Annotated in this window: 18 protein-coding genes and 3 tRNA genes; 19 read left to right on the top strand and 2 right to left on the bottom strand. The window is 41.1% G+C overall.

The annotated features are described in order from the left end of the window. The first annotated feature begins 38 nt into the window (after window positions 1-38). On the top strand, window positions 39-188 hold the full coding sequence (locus tag DFR63_RS11770; RefSeq protein ID WP_162842296.1) for an Lmo0850 family protein: 150 nt from the start codon (window positions 39-41) through the stop codon (window positions 186-188). Between the two features lie 40 nt (window positions 189-228). Here the strand turns inward: DFR63_RS11770 and DFR63_RS06225 are convergent, their stop codons facing one another. Next, entirely contained in the window at window positions 229-1,416 is a 1,188-nt protein-coding gene (locus DFR63_RS06225) for an FtsW/RodA/SpoVE family cell cycle protein (protein ID WP_115885085.1), read from the bottom strand. Window positions 1,417-1,510: 94 nt separating this feature from the next. On the opposite strand from DFR63_RS06225, the gene DFR63_RS06220 reads away from it, so the two are divergent. The 15 genes from DFR63_RS06220 to DFR63_RS06150 all read left to right on the top strand — a co-directional run bounded on the left by DFR63_RS06220 (window position 1,511) and on the right by DFR63_RS06150 (window position 14,766). Beyond that, entirely contained in the window at window positions 1,511-2,863 is a 1,353-nt protein-coding gene (locus DFR63_RS06220; protein WP_115885084.1) for a UDP-N-acetylmuramoyl-tripeptide--D-alanyl-D-alanine ligase, read from the top strand. Continuing rightward, window positions 2,850-3,563: an alpha/beta hydrolase gene (locus DFR63_RS06215; RefSeq protein WP_245954148.1), complete on the top strand. Its 714-nt coding sequence runs from the start codon at window positions 2,850-2,852 to the stop codon at window positions 3,561-3,563. Before DFR63_RS06220 ends, DFR63_RS06215 begins: the two co-directional genes overlap by 14 nt. 66 nt (window positions 3,564-3,629) lie before the next feature. Next, window positions 3,630-5,141: a DEAD/DEAH box helicase gene (locus DFR63_RS06210; protein WP_115885082.1), complete on the top strand. Its 1,512-nt coding sequence runs from the start codon at window positions 3,630-3,632 to the stop codon at window positions 5,139-5,141. Window positions 5,142-5,239: 98 nt separating this feature from the next. Beyond that, window positions 5,240-5,704, top strand: coding sequence for a PH domain-containing protein (locus DFR63_RS06205; protein ID WP_115885081.1), 465 nt, complete (start codon window positions 5,240-5,242; stop codon window positions 5,702-5,704). After that, window positions 5,697-7,274, top strand: coding sequence for a PH domain-containing protein (locus DFR63_RS06200; protein WP_115885080.1), 1,578 nt, complete (start codon window positions 5,697-5,699; stop codon window positions 7,272-7,274). The genes DFR63_RS06205 and DFR63_RS06200 overlap by 8 nt, the downstream gene beginning before the upstream one ends. After that, window positions 7,219-7,704 carry a PH domain-containing protein gene (locus DFR63_RS06195; protein WP_115885079.1) on the top strand — a complete coding sequence of 162 codons (486 nt, stop codon included), beginning with the start codon at window positions 7,219-7,221 and terminating at the stop codon, window positions 7,702-7,704. Before DFR63_RS06200 ends, DFR63_RS06195 begins: the two co-directional genes overlap by 56 nt. Next, window positions 7,701-8,048, top strand: coding sequence for a holo-ACP synthase (acpS, locus tag DFR63_RS06190; RefSeq protein ID WP_115885078.1), 348 nt, complete (start codon window positions 7,701-7,703; stop codon window positions 8,046-8,048). The genes DFR63_RS06195 and acpS overlap by 4 nt, the downstream gene beginning before the upstream one ends. 3 nt (window positions 8,049-8,051) lie before the next feature. After that, entirely contained in the window at window positions 8,052-9,203 is a 1,152-nt protein-coding gene (alr, locus tag DFR63_RS06185; protein WP_115885077.1) for an alanine racemase, read from the top strand. Window positions 9,204-9,290: 87 nt separating this feature from the next. Further along, entirely contained in the window at window positions 9,291-9,476 is a 186-nt protein-coding gene (locus DFR63_RS06180) for a hypothetical protein (protein WP_115885076.1), read from the top strand. After that, a complete protein-coding gene (locus DFR63_RS06175) occupies window positions 9,477-9,854 on the top strand; it encodes a type II toxin-antitoxin system PemK/MazF family toxin (protein ID WP_115885075.1) in 378 nt (125 codons plus the stop codon). A 46-nt stretch (window positions 9,855-9,900) separates the two neighbouring features. Then, window positions 9,901-10,920 (top strand): SpoIIE family protein phosphatase, encoded by a 1,020-nt coding sequence (locus DFR63_RS06170; protein ID WP_115885074.1) that lies wholly within the window; start codon window positions 9,901-9,903, stop codon window positions 10,918-10,920. Between the two features lie 82 nt (window positions 10,921-11,002). Then, a complete protein-coding gene (locus tag DFR63_RS06165) occupies window positions 11,003-11,329 on the top strand; it encodes an STAS domain-containing protein (RefSeq protein WP_115885073.1) in 327 nt (108 codons plus the stop codon). Between the two features lie 3 nt (window positions 11,330-11,332). Continuing rightward, window positions 11,333-11,806 carry an anti-sigma B factor RsbW gene (gene rsbW / locus DFR63_RS06160; RefSeq protein ID WP_147302201.1) on the top strand — a complete coding sequence of 158 codons (474 nt, stop codon included), beginning with the start codon at window positions 11,333-11,335 and terminating at the stop codon, window positions 11,804-11,806. Further along, window positions 11,784-12,563: an RNA polymerase sigma factor SigB gene (gene sigB / locus DFR63_RS06155; protein WP_115885072.1), complete on the top strand. Its 780-nt coding sequence runs from the start codon at window positions 11,784-11,786 to the stop codon at window positions 12,561-12,563. Before rsbW ends, sigB begins: the two co-directional genes overlap by 23 nt. 61 nt (window positions 12,564-12,624) lie before the next feature. After that, the gene (locus DFR63_RS06150; protein WP_115885071.1) at window positions 12,625-14,766 is read left to right on the top strand and encodes a Tex family protein; all 2,142 of its coding nucleotides are present in this window, start codon (window positions 12,625-12,627) and stop codon (window positions 14,764-14,766) included. Window positions 14,767-14,818: 52 nt separating this feature from the next. Here the strand turns inward: DFR63_RS06150 and DFR63_RS06145 are convergent, their stop codons facing one another. Beyond that, entirely contained in the window at window positions 14,819-16,318 is a 1,500-nt protein-coding gene (locus DFR63_RS06145) for a catalase (RefSeq protein WP_115885070.1), read from the bottom strand. Between the two features lie 315 nt (window positions 16,319-16,633). Between DFR63_RS06145 and DFR63_RS06140 the strand changes: the two genes are divergently transcribed. The 3 genes from DFR63_RS06140 to DFR63_RS06130 all read left to right on the top strand — a co-directional run bounded on the left by DFR63_RS06140 (window position 16,634) and on the right by DFR63_RS06130 (window position 17,090). Then, a tRNA-Glu gene (locus DFR63_RS06140) sits at window positions 16,634-16,708 on the top strand. Window positions 16,709-16,900: 192 nt separating this feature from the next. After that, a tRNA-Leu gene (locus DFR63_RS06135) sits at window positions 16,901-16,989 on the top strand. 27 nt (window positions 16,990-17,016) lie between these two features. Further along, window positions 17,017-17,090 (top strand) — tRNA-Gly (locus tag DFR63_RS06130). Window positions 17,091-17,198: the final 108 nt, after the last annotated feature.

Genomic DNA, 17,198 nt, shown 5'->3' with positions numbered 1-17,198 from the left:
AAGTACAATTAAGTCAGCTATAAAAAGGGAGTGTCAATATGCGCAAAAACGACAAAAACAAAGTCAAAGAAGTCGTCCAGCTGCTGCATGAACTCGGTGTTAAAGTGACGGTTTCCAAGTCAAGATTTGAAATTATGAATCGCATAGCAAATAAAGATCAGCTCAGACTGAAAGAAAATAATATTTAAAATAAAAACTGCTGAGGAGGGATTTTACCTTCAGCAGTTTTTATTTGTTTTTAGCGCCTTTACTGAGGTGGTGGAAATACATACTGAGCATAATGCCGACAGCGAGCATATTTGACCACAGACCGCTCCCGCCGTAACTGATAAAGGGAAGCGGCAGGCCGGTAATCGGCAGCAGCTGAATCGTCATGCCTATATTCTGAATAATATGGAAGACGAGCAGTGCGAGATAGCCAATAATAAAGTAGGATGCAAAGCTGTCAGATGCCATGAAAGCCATGCGGATTAAATGCATCACCAGCATAAACAGAACAATGATGACAATAGTCGAGCCGATAAAACCGAACTCTTCCCCGATGATAGTAAAGATAAAATCGGTGTGGTTTTCAGGAATGTAAATAATACCATCGGCATAACCTTTGCCTGTAATCCCGCCTGAACCGATCGCGATAAGCGAGTTCGTCAGCTGAAATCCGCTGTCGGACTGGAACGCTTCCGGCGAGAGCCAGGAATAGATACGTTCAAACTGATATGGATGTATGCCCAAATAGCGTTCCAGCAAATCCGGCCGGTACAGGATACCGAGTATAAGCGCCAGACCGGTTGCCCCGGACACAGAAAGTGTCGGGATAATCAGCCACCAGCTGATGCCTGAGACTACTACAAGTCCGAGGAAGATGGCAATCATTACGAGTACCGTACCAAGGTCGTTCTGCAGCAGGATAAAGAGCATCGGCAGAATGGAAATTAAAATCAGCTTGAGAAGCAGCCTCAAATCCATGGATAAGGTATCCGTTAACTTATACTTGTTATGCTGGCTGATTACATAAGCCATTGTTAAGATATATATGATTTTTACGAACTCCGACGGCTGGATACTGAAAAAGCCGAATTGATACCAGCTTTTAGCGCCGTTAATAATCGGAGTTACTGATGACACCGGTGCAATATACAAAATGACCAGACTTAAAACGCCGAGGATATATAAAATCCATGTATAGCTTTTTATGAGTTTAAATGGTACCAGCATCAAGATAAAGGAAAGCAGGAAACCCAAACCGTAAAATGAAATCTGCCGTTTACTGAAATCAGTGGTATACTGGCCGCTGGTCATCGCTGAGCTGATTGAGATAACACTGATAGAAGCAAGCAGCAGAATTAGTATAACCAGAATCCAGTCGATGCGTGCAAGAAAGTTTGAATTTTGTCGTGTATATTTATTATTACTCAAGAAAGTCACCTAATTCATATAGAAATCATGACATTTAGTATACAACTATTTTATAATTATAAACAGTAAATACCAAAAAATAGGATGAAAAACTATGATAGAAGCTACGATAGAACAAATAGCAATATTTTGCGGGGGAGTTATGAACGACCGCGCAGAAGCAGTGAAAAACACCATGATTAAAGGTGTGTCAATTGATACAAGAACTCTGGAAAGAGGCAACGTCTTCGTGCCGTTTAAAGGAGAATATGCCGACGGGCACAAGTTTATTGAGACAGCATTTTCAAAAGGTGCAGGTGTCACGCTCAGCGAACATGATGCTGACAATATGGATTATCCGGCTATTCATGTGACTGACGGCCTTAGTGCCTTGCAGAATCTTGCACAGGAATACTTGAAGACAGTAAAGCCGGCAGTTATCGCAGTAACAGGCTCGAATGGCAAGACGACGACGAAAGATATGCTCGAATGTGTTCTCAGCGCAAAATACAAGGTGCAGAAAACGCCGGGCAACTTCAATAATGAAATCGGCATGCCCCTGACTATTTTACAATTGGATAAAGATACCGAAATATCTATTCTCGAAATGGGTATGGATAAAGTAGGGGATATAAATTTTCTAAGCAGAATGGCAGAGCCGGATATTGCTGTAATTACAAGCGTTGGAGAATCTCATATCGAAATGCTGGGGTCAAGAGAAAATATCGCCAAAGCAAAATACGAAATTGTTGATTATTTAAAAGATAACGGAACATTTATTTATTCAAGAGATTATCCGCTTCTCGATGAAATTGTTAAGAAAGACACGGCATATGATATTCAGACTGCGGGACTTCTTGAGGCGAATCAGTACACGATTGGCAGTGTGACAGAAAATGAACAAGGCACGCATTTTACTTTTAAAGATGTGCAGTTTGATATTCCTCAGCTCGGTATTCACAACGCCTTGAATGCATCCCTTGCTGTACTTGCTGGAGAAAAACTTGGAGTATCATTGAAAGAATCTCAGGAAAATCTTTCCGGACTTAAAGTAACAAGCATGAGAATGGAGCGCATCATGCACGAGAACGGCACCTTAATAGTCAACGATGCTTACAATGCTTCAAAAGCGAGTATGATCAGCGCTGTAGATACGGTCGGCCGTATGGCTCATAAGACAAAAATTCTTGTCCTGGCCGATATTCTGGAACTTGGGGATTACAAACAGGAGCTGCATGAAGATGTTGCCTACTTTATTAATGAAGGAAAGTATCAGTTTACGAAAATTTACACGTTCGGTGATGGTGCCGCATATATCCATGACGCCTTAACATCGGAAGATAAAGAACATATCTCATCGATTGATGAACTGCGTGACAAAGTGCAGGCGCATTTTAATGAAGATACAGTGATTTTGTTGAAAGGATCACGCGGTATGGCAGTGGAAAGGGTGATTGACGATATCTAAAATCGGAGTACTGTTTTTGCACGGCTATACAGGCGGACGCTTCGAGCTCGAGCCCACCTTTCGGTATTTAAAAAAACGCTACGACTTTGAATATGAATTTCCCCAGTATCCCGGTCATGGAACCACGCTGAATTTATCTTCCGTAACGGGGGATGACTGGTACCGGGAAGCGGAGGAAGCATATTTAAACTTAGCTGCCCGTGCCGATAAAATATTCGTCATCGGATTTTCAATGGGCGGGGTGTTTGCGAGTTTTATTGCACAGAAGTACCAGGTCGACAAGCTGGTGCTGATTGCTCCGGCCTTCGACCACACTAAGCTGAGCCGGCTGAACAGACTTAAGCTGTCTCCTGTAGAAGTAAGGGACCATATTGAACTGAATCTGGCAGCAAAGGTCAGACCCAGACTGAAAAATATTCCCCTCAGGGCAATGCAGGAATTTATTAAAATTGTCGAGGCGAAAATCGGCGATTTAAAAAACATCCGGTGTGAAACATTGCTTATTCACGGAAAAATTGATTTGCTGGTGCCGTATCAGACGAGCATTGAAGCTAAAGAAAAAATCCCGCATTCAAAACTTGTACTTATGGAACACACACCCCATTTGATTATGTATACAGAAGATAAGCTGCTGAAGCTGAATATACTGACTGAGAGATTTTTATTTCTTGACGTCCAGTTAAAACATCTTGTGGATTAGAGTGTTAAGTGTTACTATAGAGAAGTTGTACATGCGAGAAATGAAATAGTCAAAGGAGACTAAAGTTTGAAGATTTTTAAAGAATTAGGTATTAGTGACGATACAATTCAGTCGCTAACTGATATGGGGTTCACAGAACCTACCCCAATCCAAGTGGAAAGTATTCCCTTAGCATTAGAGAGAAAAGATATCATTGGTCAGGCTCAGACTGGTACTGGTAAAACTGGTGCATTTGGTATCCCTATTATAGAAAATACAACTAAAGGTGCAGGAACCCAAGTTGTTATATTAACGCCGACAAGAGAATTAGCAGTTCAGGTCAGCGAACAAATTAAAGCATTTTCTAAGAGAAAGAAATTAGCTACTGCAGTTATTTTCGGCGGCATGAGCATAGACCGTCAGATTAAAGACCTTAAAAGACAACCCGAAATCATTGTGGGTACACCAGGCCGTATGATCGACCACATCAACCGCCGCACACTTAAATTGCAAGATGTTCACACACTTGTATTAGACGAAGCGGACGAAATGATGAACATGGGCTTCATCGATGACGTTAAGTTCATCATGAGCAAAGTGCCTGAAGACAACCGCCACACACTTCTATTTTCAGCTACAATGCCTCGGGCAATCCAGGATTTAGTAACGCGTTTCATGGACAAACCTCACATCGTTAAAACGATGAACCAAAACAATTCCGATCCGCTAATCGATGAATTCTATACAATTGTAAAAGAGCTGGAAAAACTTTCTGTTTTCACATCATTCCTTGATGTTCACCAGCCTGAACTTGCAATCGTATTCGGCCGTACAAAACGCCGTGTAGACGAATTGACAAGTGCATTGATTGCAAAAGGTTACCGTGCGGAAGGTTTACATGGAGATATTACTCAATCTAAACGTCTTGAAGTACTGAAGAAATTCAAGAACAATTCATTAGATATATTAGTAGCTACCGACGTAGCTGCAAGGGGCTTAGATATTTCGGGTGTATCACATGTGTACAACTTCGATATTCCGCAGGATACTGAGTCGTATACACACCGTATTGGACGTACCGGCCGTGCCGGTAAAGAAGGAATGGCGTTAACATTCGTCAATCCTGTAGAGATGGACTTCCTGCGTCAGATAGAAAAAGACAAGAAGAAACCAATTCACACACTTCGTCCACCAAGTAAAAAAGAAGTAGAAAAAGCTCGTGAAAACGAAGTCTTTGAAAAAATCGGTGCATGGTTAGCTGATAACAAAAATCAGCATACTTTCGAAGTAGCTGATGGGTTAATGAAAACTCATGAGCCGCGCGAAGTCATTGCAGCGTTAGTAAACGAACTTCTGTACGCCAAAGAAGATGACAACATTCAACTGTCATTTGAAAAACCACTTTCTCGCAAGGGTCACGGCGGACGCAGAGGTAAACCGAACTATAATAAAGGCGGCCAGAGAAGCGGCGGCAATAGACGCGGACGCGACAACGGCAGACCGGGAAGAAACAGCGGCGGCAGACGCCAGGGCGGAAAACCGTCATCAGGCGGGCGCACAAGCAAACAAGGCCGTGTATTTAAAGATCATCAGAAATAATAATGATTCTTACAAAGCATTCACTTTTCAGTGAATGCTTTTTTATGTTTTCCGAGTGTTGTATTATAGAGATAAACTAACAGTTGGAAGTGTTGCTTATGATAGAGTTAAACGCGCGTGTCAGACCGTACATGACGGTCAAAGCATTATTAATATGGGTAACCAGTATACTTATATTTACTATAGCCGGCATCGCAGTATATTTTTTTTCCTGGCCGGTATGGCTGTATTATATTTTTATCGGTCTGCTCCTAATAGAGCTGGCGGGATTTGTTATCTTACGGCCCTGGATATACACGAAAGTGACATCTTACGAGCTTTTCGAAGACAGAATTGTTGTAAGACAGGGCTTCTTTACAGTAAAAACTCAGATGATTCCGATTAAAAGAGCGCAGGGTGTCGAGTTTAAAACAGGTCCTTTATCGAGAAAATATGATTTAGCTGCGGTCCGTATTAAAACTGCAGGTATCGGAATCGATATGCCGCCGCTTCAAATTGATGAAGCACGCGGTCTGAAATCGGATATTATTGACATCGTAAAGGAGGAAAGTACAGATGTATAGTCCTCAGAAACTTCATCCTGTTGCATATGCAGGAAGTGTCGTTAAAGGAATTAAGACGATGTTTTTCCCGGCAATTATAATTTTCTTTAATATGAGGGAAGAACTGTTTTCGGGCTCGGTTACTCCGTGGATGCTGTTCAGCGGTATTGGAATACTCTTCCTGGTTTTTGCAGTATTCACCGGTTTCGATATGATTAATATTTACAGAACGAGATTCTGGCTTGAAAATAATAAGTTTGTTTTTAAAAACGGGATATTTACACGAAATGAAAAAGAATTGGATATTAAACGCATCCAGTCCATCGATTTTAATGAACCATTTTTCCATCGTATTTTCGGCGCGGTTCAGCTCGATATTTTAACGCCCGGAGACGGTATTAAAATCGATACGATTAAAAAATCGCAAGGTAAAGATATTCAGAAAGTGATTTACGAAACACAGGAAGATATTGAAAGTGAAGAAATTGCAGTAAATCCGGGAGATTCAAGTCCATGGCCGAGAGCAGCTGCTCTTGAATCCGGGACAAAAGCAGCAGGACGTGAATTCGTTACACTGAAGAAAATGAATTTCAAAGAACTTATTCTAATGGCGATGACGAGCGGGGGGCTCGGAGTTTTTGCCGCGATATTTTTCGGTGTTCTGAATGTAGTCGGTGGCGAAATTTTGATTGAAAATTATTTTGAGTACTTCAGCGGACTCGTCAGAAGTCTCGTGTTCGGCATCGTTGTCGCCTCTTTGATCTTTGTAATTATCGGCTACGTTATCGGTACTGTAATAATTATGATGCGTAATTACGATTATACATTAAAGCAGAGCGGGGATGATTTGACAGTCGAATACGGTTTGTTCTCTAAAAAGAATAAGAGTGTCAATATAAACAGAGTGCAGAACGTCATTATTTCCGACAGTATTCTTCGGCGCTTAATCGGCTATTATGCGCTGTCGGTATCGATTACGAGCGACTCTCTTGAATCCGACCAGATCGACGGGAAAGTTCAGCTGCTGCCGTTTATTAAGAAGAAAGAACTGTACAGCATTATCAGAGACATTTTTCCGAATTATCACATGGAACTTCCAAAGCGTATTGTGCCGTTTCGTGCAATACGCCGTTATTTCCAGATTACACTGCTGATTTTCATTATCGGCACCGGAATACTCGCTTATTTCTTCCGCGGTGAAACATTTATGACATACGTATATATCGGAGTCGCGGTGATTCTGCTGCTTCTGATTGCAAGCGGTATATACAGCGCGAGGAATGTCGGCTATGCCATTTATAAAGACGAGATTAATATGATGACGGCTTCCTTCTTTACGCGTCGCCACTATGCAATTAAGCGGGATAAAATTATCGACACGACTTACCGCCGCAATCCATTTTTACACCGCGCGGATTTAGGACATATCGAGGTATCAACCCCCGGCGGCATTGCGAGCTCGTCGGCAGAAATTAAATTTATTGAAAAACGCGATATAGAAACTATTTGGAATTTTATAGAGAGGGGGCATGACGATGAAACGAATATCGCCGAAAGCGATCAAACTGTGGAGGATAAGAGAATATATTAATGCAGGCGTCTGGCTGATCATCGCAGCTGCAATCGGCATCGCCCAAATATTCTTTGATTGGCTTCCATCGTGGTTGTTTTTAATCCCTGCTGCCGCAGCGATTTATATAGTCATCGTTCATGCATGGATTATTCCAAAACTCCGCTATAAGTATTTCAGGTATAAAGTGCTTGAGGATGAAATACGGATTCACAGCGGTATCTGGTTTAAGTCTGAAAAAGCGGTGCCGCTGTACAGGGTTCAGAATATAGATACGACCGTCGGACCGATTATGAAGCGGATGAACTTAAAAGGCATCTCGCTGCAGACTTCGGCTGAGAAATTATATATACCTGAATTGGAAACAGATAAGGCGGACCGGCTGCGTCATGATATCCGGAATCTGATTAATAAAAACATGAGCAAACAGCAGAATGAGGGAATGTTATGATTACAGGGCTCGGGACGGATATTATAGAAATTTCACGTATTAATAAAGTAAACAAAGATGACCGTCTGGCAAAGCGGATTCTGACAGCGGATGAACTTCATCATTATAGAAATATGGCCAGTGAAGCTCGTAAAAACACTTATCTGGCAGGGCGTTTTGCAGTTAAAGAAGCATACAGCAAAGCGCTCGGCACGGGCATCGGCGGAGCAGTGAGCTTTACTGATATTAACTGCGTGAACGACAAGAACGGCAAACCGTCGCTTACTAATGCTCCAAATGCCCATGTTTCGATATCTCATTCAAGAGATTACGCTGTTGCAACGGTTATTATTGAGGAGGCTTAAGTAATGAGCGATAAATATTACAGGAATACAGTACTCGATGTAAATCTTGCTGCCGTAGAAAAAAACTACAGAGCAATTCAAGGGATTAATCCTGAGAAGACACTCATCGCGGTTGTTAAGGCGAATGCATACGGCCTCGGCGCAAAAGAAATCAGTGAACATCTTGCCAAGGCGGGAGTTTCATTTTTTGCAGTCGCAACATTGGACGAAGCAATCGATCTCCGTATGCACGGCATTAAACAGAAAATATTAGTACTCGGCACAATCAGCCCCGAACATATTAATAAAGCGGTTCAGCACCGCATCGCCGTTACGGCTCCGAATCTTCAGTGGGTGCAAAAAGCGAAGGATGAAGTCAGTGATAAGTACGACAAAGCAGTCTGGATTCATATTAAAGTAAATACGGGAATGAATCGCTACGGCACATCAGACGTTTCTGAAATTATGGAAATGATTACTGAGATAAATTCATTTGACCGTTTTATTTATGAAGGAATTTTCAGCCATTTTACTTCGAGCGATGAAGATAATGACATCACCTCAGTTGAATTTAATCTGTTTAAAGAGATCGTCAGTCAAGTGGAACGTCCGGAAAATGTTCACATCTCAAACTCCGGCGGTGCCCTGACTTTAAAAGAAGAGTTTACAACTGCAGTCCGGACGGGCATTGCGCTCTACGGCTATTACCCAAGCAGATACACGGCCTCAGCGACTCCGGTTATGCTCACTCCATCGGTTAAATTATCAACTGAAATTGCAGCTGTTCATCACTTGGAACCTGAAGAAAGTGTCAGCTACGGCCGAAAATATACAGCTGAAACAAGTGAAACTGTTGCGACTTTGCCGATTGGCTACGCAGATGGGTTATTAAGGCGGCATAGTGGGTATAATGTAAAATTAGAAGATGGTACTGAATGTGAAATCATAGGGACCATCTGCATGGATGCACTGATGATCAGAGTTCCGGAGCATACCGATGCCGGACAAAATGTTATTATAATCGAGGATTCTGCGAGGTCTGAGCAGTCTATGGAAAGTTACAGTGATTACACGGGAACTATTTCATATGAATCGCTCTGTGCTTTCGGGCGCCGTATTCCCCGCCGTTATGCAGGTAAAGATATTGAGTTAATCTATAACGAAGTAATTAATTAATGGACAGCCCGACAGCCGATTTATAGCAACGGGCTGTCTCAAATGTTATGATTAAATTAATAACTGATTTTTATGGGGTTGACTGTTTTGTCTAATTCATCTGCAAATAGCGAGTTCGAAAAAGCATTGGTAAATGGCTACATTGAAATGGCGGAGATTAATTTATTAATCGCACGGGAAAGCTTTTATGCTGAAAGTGAAGCTTACCGTATCGGCATTACTGTCACGGAACGGGAATGTGCTGCATGTAACGATAGTAAAGATGGTGAATAGATGAAAAGAGGAGAAGTTTATCTGGCCGATCTTTCACCTGTGCAGGGTTCAGAACAAGGGGGGAAACGCCCTGTTGTTATTATCCAAAATAATGTAGGTAACCGTCACAGTCCGACTGTGATAGTTGCAGCCATTACTGGGAAAATAAATAAAGCGAAGATACCTACACATGTTGAAATATCAAAAGAAGCTTACAAACTGGATATGGACTCGGTAATACTGCTTGAGCAAATTCGAACGGTCGATAAGACCAGATTACAGGAAAAACTTACATATCTGGATGAGGACAAAATGCGCGAAGTTAATGACGCACTGAAAGTCAGTCTGGAATTAGAACCGAAAAAGAAAAGAAAAAAGAATAAGGCCAACAGAAAATAGACTTTTGTGTACAAAGGTCTATTTTAAAGATGGGGGTGTGTTTAATATGACATATATTGATGATTTGGTAGAAGAATACAAAGGCATAATTAATGATTATATAAAATCTGGAAACGAAGATCAGCTTGCGGCGAAAGCTCATGATTTCAGTGAAAAAGCAATCGACTTGGATATTTCACCCGATGAGATGGTTGCTCTTCATATTGAACTGATCAGTGCAATCCCGCTGACGAGTTATGAAGACATAAAAGCTTCCCTTAACGTGCTGCAGGAAATAATGATCCGCTTTGGTTTTACATATAAGGATTACAAAGCAATGCTCAATAAGATGGAGCGTCACGATCAGGAAATGGATGTCGCTTCGAGTCTTCAGGAAACCATGTTAAAAACTGAGATTCCGGCTATTGAAAACGTTGAGATTGGCGCAATCAGCGTGCCTGCCCGCAAAGTGAGCGGTGACTATTTTAACATTATCGAACACAGTGACGGCAAATTGACTTTCGCGGTTGCTGATGTTATCGGCAAAGGTATCCCTGCTGCTATAGCCATGTCGATGCTGAAGTTCGGGATGGACTTGACGTCGGCATCCAATCCGCCGTCAAAATCTTTAAAACGGTTAAATGAACTCGTGGAAAAAAACGTCAACAAAAATATGTTTGTAACGATGTTTTACGGCTTGTACGATTTTAAAGATCAGTCTTTATGCTTCTCAAGCGCAGGGCACGAACCTGTTTATCTTTACCACTATGAAGATGACGAATTTGAGGAACTGGATGGCAAAGGACTTGTACTCGGGGTTATGAAAGATACTGAATATGAAGAAGTATCTTCCAGACTTGAAGACAATGACATGCTGTTCATCTATACCGATGGAGTATCCGAACTTAGAAAACACGACGGTACATTTATTAATATGGATGACATTAAAGAGATGATCAGGGAAGCGCGCGACCAGCACCCTCAGGATATTGTTCAATATATATACGAGGCGCTGACACGCATGCGCAACCAGAATTACAAAGATGACTTAACAATGTTTATAATAAAAAATAAATGTTCCGGCTAAAAAGTTTTAAAGTGAAGAATAAAGGGTAGACAAACTGAGGTATAAAATATAGGGATAACGTGATTGGAGTGCATACATAATTATGAATATAAAAATAGACGCTACGGAAAACGGCGGGGAATATTTAGTCAGTGTGAGCGGTGAACTTGATGTTTATACTGCACCCGAATTAAAACAGGTTTTCGAGCCTGTGGCTGCGGCAGGGGAACATGACTTAATTGTTGATTTAAGCGAACTTGATTACATGGATTCCACAGGACTCGGTATTTTTGTCGGCACGCTTAAAGATCTTAATAAGCATGATAAGGAACTCCATGTACTTGGAGTAAACGATAGAATCTTAAAACTTTTTGAAATTACAGGATTACGCGATTTAATGTATGTTAATAAGAAGTCGGAGGTCGACTGAAGAATGATGCCACAATATGATTTTATAGAAATGAAGTTTCCGTCAAGTGCAGAATATGTAGGTCTTATCCGTTTAACACTTTCAGGTGTTTTATCGAGAGCGGGAGCGACATATGATGATATAGAGGATTCTAAAATTGCAGTATCGGAAGCTGTAACAAATGCAGTTAAACATGCTTATAAAGATAATGAACAGGGTGAAATTTCTGTAGGTTTCGCAATATACAGTGATAAAGTCGAGATTATTGTAGCGGATAACGGACAAAGCTTTAATTATGAAAAAATTAAAGAAGAGCTCGGACCGTACAATGAAGATGACAATATTGATTATCTCAGAGAAGGAGGGCTTGGCCTCTTCCTTATTGAAACATTGATGGACAAAGTTTCCTTCAGAAAAGAACCTGGTGTGACGATAAGTATGACGAAGTATATTAACGAAAGTCAGGTGCACCCGAATGGAGAAACAATCTCGCAATAAGAATTACGGACTGCCGCCTGAAGAAGTGAACGAGCTGATTAAGAGATATCAGGAAAGTGAAGATGATATAGCACAAAGCGAGCTAGTAGAAAATTATACAAAGCTTGTGGAATCACTCGCTTACCGTTACTCCCGCGGCCAGTCGCATCACGAAGATTTGGTCCAGGTTGGAATGCTTGGTCTTTTAGGGGCTATCAGACGCTTTGATACATCTTTTGAGCGCAGGTTTGAAGTTTTTTTAGTGCCGACAGTAGTCGGAGAGATTAAACGCTATCTGCGTGATAAAACGTGGAGTGTTCACGTGCCGAGACGCATTAAGGAACTCGGTCCGAGAATAAAAAATACGACAGATGCTCTGACGAATGAACTCGAAAGATCACCGACAATTCAAGAACTCGCAATGAAGCTTGAAGTGACGGAAGAAGAAGTACTGGAAGCTATGGAAATGGGACAGAGTTATAATGCGCTCAGCGTGGATCATTCAATCGAAGCAGATAAAGATGGTTCGACAGTAACCTTACTCGATGTTATGGGACAGCAGGATGATAATTATGATCTGGCTGAAAAGCGTATGATTTTAGAAAAAGTACTGCCTATCTTAAGTGACAGAGAACAGGAAATCATAAAATCAACATTTATCGAAGGTCTCAGTCAAAAAGAAACCGGTGAAAAAATCGGTTTAAGCCAGATGCATGTGTCCAGACTGCAGCGTTCTGCGATTAAGAAACTGAGAGAAGCAGTGAAGGAAGCTGAATAAATTTATAAATGAGCCCGGTCTATTATAGATTGGGTTCTTATTATTAGGAGAGTACATAGTTATGACACATGAATTAGTAAAAGAAATATCGAATGAAATGAAAATCAATAAAGATTATGTCAAAAAAGTACTGAAGCTGCTCGGAGAGAAAAATACTGTACCGTTTATTGCGCGCTATCGTAAAGAACAGACGGGCGGGCTTGATGAAGTTGCAATTAAAGAAATTGAAACTAAATACCTGTACCTTGAAAATCTGAATAAACGTAAAGAGGAAGTTATTCGCCTGATTGATGAGCAGGGCATGCTGACAGATGAATTGCAGAGCGAAATTTTAAAGCAGACGAAACAGAGCCGGGTCGAGGATTTATACCGTCCGTTTAAGCAGAAAAAGAAAACCCGGGCGACTGAAGCAAAACGTCTCGGACTTGAACCGCTGGCGAATCTTATTTTAGCAGGTAAACATCGTGATATAGAAAGTGCGGCCGGAGAGTTTTTAACTGACGAAGTGACTTCTGTGGAAATGGCAGTAAAAGGCGCGAAAGATATTATCGCTGAGATTATATCGGATAATCCGCAATACCGTCTGTACATATTGAAAATTATTAAAGATACATCGGAAATCGTTTCCTCTGTTAAAAAGAATGCTGAGGATGAGCAGGGTATTTTTGAAATGTATTATGATTATGCTGAAAGAGTTAAAAATATTGTTCCTCACAGAGTGCTTGCTTTAAACCGCGGCGAGGCATTAAAAGTTTTATCAGTTAAATTAATGCATGATACCGAAAGAATAACGAATTATTTAAAGAAACAGGTTATAGAAGAACATGCCAAAACAAAAGAGCTGCTGGCAGAAGCTGTTGAAGATAGTCTAAAACGTTTGATTTTACCTTCGCTTGAAAGGGAAGTGCGTGCTGATTTAACAGAAAACAGTGAAAAGCATGCTGTTCTTGTTTTTGAAGAAAACTTAAAGAGACTGCTGCTGCAGCCGCCATTAAAAGGCAGAGTTATTCTCGGGCTGGATCCTGCATACCGTACAGGATGCAAACTTGCTGTAATAAACGACACGGGATCGTATCTTGCGAAAGATGTTATCTATCCTCATAAGCCGGTGAATAAAAAGGAAGCCGCTAAAACAGTTATCTTAAAATTAATAAAGAAATACGGTGTATCATTAATTGCGATAGGCAACGGCACTGCATCAAGAGAATCTGAAGAGTTTATCGGTGCGCTGATTAAAGAAGAAAATCTGGATATTCCTTATATTATCGTCAATGAAGCGGGCGCGAGTGTTTACTCGGCCTCTGAGATCGCGCGAGAAGAGTTTCCGGATTTTAATGTTGAGGAAAGAAGTGCCGTATCTATCGCGCGGCGTGTACATGATCCGCTCAGTGAATTGGTTAAAATCGATCCGAAATCCATAGGGGTCGGGCAGTATCAGCACGATATCAATCAGAAGTTTTTAACTGAGTCATTAAATTTCGTCGTAGAAACTGCAGTAAACCAGGTTGGCGTTAACTTAAATACAGCATCGCCGACACTGCTGCAGCATGTAGCAGGATTGTCTCCGGTTATCAGTAAAAACATCGTGGCGTTCAGAGAAGAAAATGACGGTTTCAAAAAGAGAAGCGAACTGAAGAAAGTTGCACGTTTAGGCGATAAAACATATGAGCAGTGTGTCGGGTTCTTAAGAATATTTAATGGAAAAGAACCGCTAGATATGACACCGATCCACCCAGAGCAGTATAAAAATACGTATAAGCTTATTGAAACAATCGGTTTAACTATAGATAATCTCGGAGAAAACAGCATGAGAGAAAAACTCGATGCATTAAATATTAAAGAGACTGCTGAAATGCTGAATATTGGTGTGCCTACCTTGGAAGATATTATTTCGAGTTTGAAAGCGCCGATGAGAGATATTCGGGATAAATACGATACACCATTATTGAAATCTGATGTACTCAGCATCGAAGATTTAAAAGCAGGTATGACACTGTCAGGAACCGTCAGAAATGTCACGGATTTTGGTGCTTTTGTGGATGTCGGAGTGAAGCAGGACGGACTGGTTCATGTGTCGCAAATTTCAACCCGGTTTGTAAAGCATCCGCTTGAAGTGGTCAATACCGGAGACATTGTAGAAGTTAAAGTGATGGATGTTGATGTACAGAAGAATAGAATATCGCTGACTATGAAAAATGTATAAAAGAAAAACGGAAACGACTCAGTCGTTTCCGTTTTTTTGATGAAGCGTATGATTACATGTTGTGGAAGTAGTCTGGAGTTTCTAAATCAACGTCGTTGATGTCGATTCCAAGAGCTGCTGCAACACCTTTACCGTAATCTGGATCTGCCTGATAGCAGTTATAGATATGACGATGTTTAGTGCGTGTAGTTGTACCTGTCATTTCATTTGCCGTATTGTAGAATAGACGCTGTTTGTCTTCATCAGACTGCAATCTGAATAATTTACCCGGCTGCTCGAAATAATTATCGTCATCTTCGCGGAAGTTGTGTTCGTAAATTGAACTGTACTCAAGGTCAAGTGCAGGCTGCTTAGCTTCCGGCTGTGAATTGTGAGCCCCGTAGCTGTTCGGATAATAATTGAGAGATGATCCTTCATTACCATCAACTCTCATTGCGCCGTCGCGGCTGAATGGACATACATTTTCAGCACCTTTAGGAGAGTTAACCGGAATCTGGTGGTGGTTAACACCCAAGCGGTATCTTTGAGTATCTCCGTATGAGAATAAACGGCCCTGAAGCATTTTATCTGGTGAGAATCCAATACCCGGAACAATGTTAGTCGGAGCAAATGCTGCCTGTTCAACTTCTGCAAAGTAGTTTTCAGGGTTTTTGTTCAGTTCGAATTCACCAACCGGGATTAAAGGATAGTCACCTTTGTACCATACTTTAGTTAAGTCGAATGGGTTATCAGGGTGGTTTTTCGCCTGTTCTTCAGTCATTACCTGAATATATACTTTCCATTTAGGGAATTCGCCATCTTCGATTGAGTTGAATAAATCTCTTTGTGAAGATTCGCGGTCAACACCAACCAGTTCAGCAGCTTCTTCAGCTGTATAGTTTTCAATGCCCTGCTGAGTGCGGAAGTGGAATTTAACCCAGACACGCTCATCGTTTTCATTGATCATGCTGTATGTGTGTGAGCCGAAACCGTGCATATTTCTGAACCCTTTAGGAATTCCGCGTTCAGTCATAATAATTGTTACCTGGTGAAGTGCCTCAGGCAAGTTAGTCCAGAAGTCCCAGTTGCTTTCTGCGTTATGCATGTTAGTTTTAGGGTCGCGTTTTACAACGTGGTTTAAACTTGGGAATAGTTTAGGGTCCCGGAAGAAGAAAACAGGCGTGTTATTACCAACTAAGTCCCAGTTACCTTCTTCTGTATAGAATTTTAAAGCAAATCCGCGAATATCGCGTTCAGCATCAGCTGCACCGCGTTCGCCAGCTACAGTTGAGAAACGTGCGAACATTTCAGTCTGTTTACCTACTTCGCTGAAGATTTTAGCTTTTGTATATTGAGTAATATCATGTGTTACTGTAAATGTACCGAAAGCACCTGAACCTTTAGCGTGCATGCGGCGTTCAGGAATAACTTCGCGGTCGAAATGAGCCATCATGTCGAGGAAGTAAGGGTCTTGCATAACAAGCGGACCACGGGGGCCAGCTGTCATTGTGTTTTCACGATCGCCAACAGGGTTGCCGAAAAGGGTCGTAAGTCTGTTGTCTTTGTTAGTCATCAATAACTGCCTCCATTAATTAGAATGATTATAAATAAACTATAACAAGCCGAAAGCACAAAAGCAAGTTTCGAAACCGTAATAAGATAATTTATTTAGCGAATTCAAATGAACTGTATAAATCAAATTTTTAGACGCTAAGTGAACAGGGGAGGGCTTTAAATGAGAAATCGAAAAAATACAGGAACAGCTGTTCACGATTCGCCATTATATAGTAGGTTCTAGAAAATTGATAAAAAGTAAAATTAAATTCGATGAAAGTGTTGACTTTGAAATCATTACTCTGTATATTAATAAACGTTGTATAAAACAGATGGCCCGTTGGTCAAGCGGTTAAGACACCGCCCTTTCACGGCGGTAACACGGGTTCGAGTCCCGTACGGGTCACCATCATTTTTTGAAAACAAACTATTGACTTCCTGCTTTCACTGAAGTATAATAGAGAATCTAACCGGTTGATCTTTCAATTAACAGGTTAAAAAATAAATAAACTTTGCAGTTGACAACAACTTGCTAATGAGATATACTAGTTCTTGTCGCTAAAAAGACAGTAATAAAAGATTGATACATATAATAAGATTTGCGGTTGTGGCGGAATCGGCAGACGCGCTAGGTTGAGGGCCTAGTGGGAGTTAAATCCCGTGGAGGTTCAAGTCCTCTCAGCCGCACCATTGAAAACTTATTATAACATATACCATGCGGGTATAGTTAAATGGTATAACCTCAGCCTTCCAAGCTGATGTTGTCGGTTCGATCCCGTCTACCCGCTCCATTTTAAATAAATTAAAGAACATTGAAAACTGAATGACAATATGTCAACGTTTAATTCCGAATAAAGAAGTCTTCTATTAATTAGGAGCAGACATTGAGGCGACCAATT

Source organism: Jeotgalicoccus halotolerans, from assembly GCF_003387165.1.
Lineage (GTDB): Bacteria > Bacillota > Bacilli > Staphylococcales > Salinicoccaceae > Jeotgalicoccus > Jeotgalicoccus halotolerans.
The sequence above is the reverse complement of the archived record's forward strand: the minus strand, read 5'-3'. Positions and strand labels throughout refer to the sequence as shown.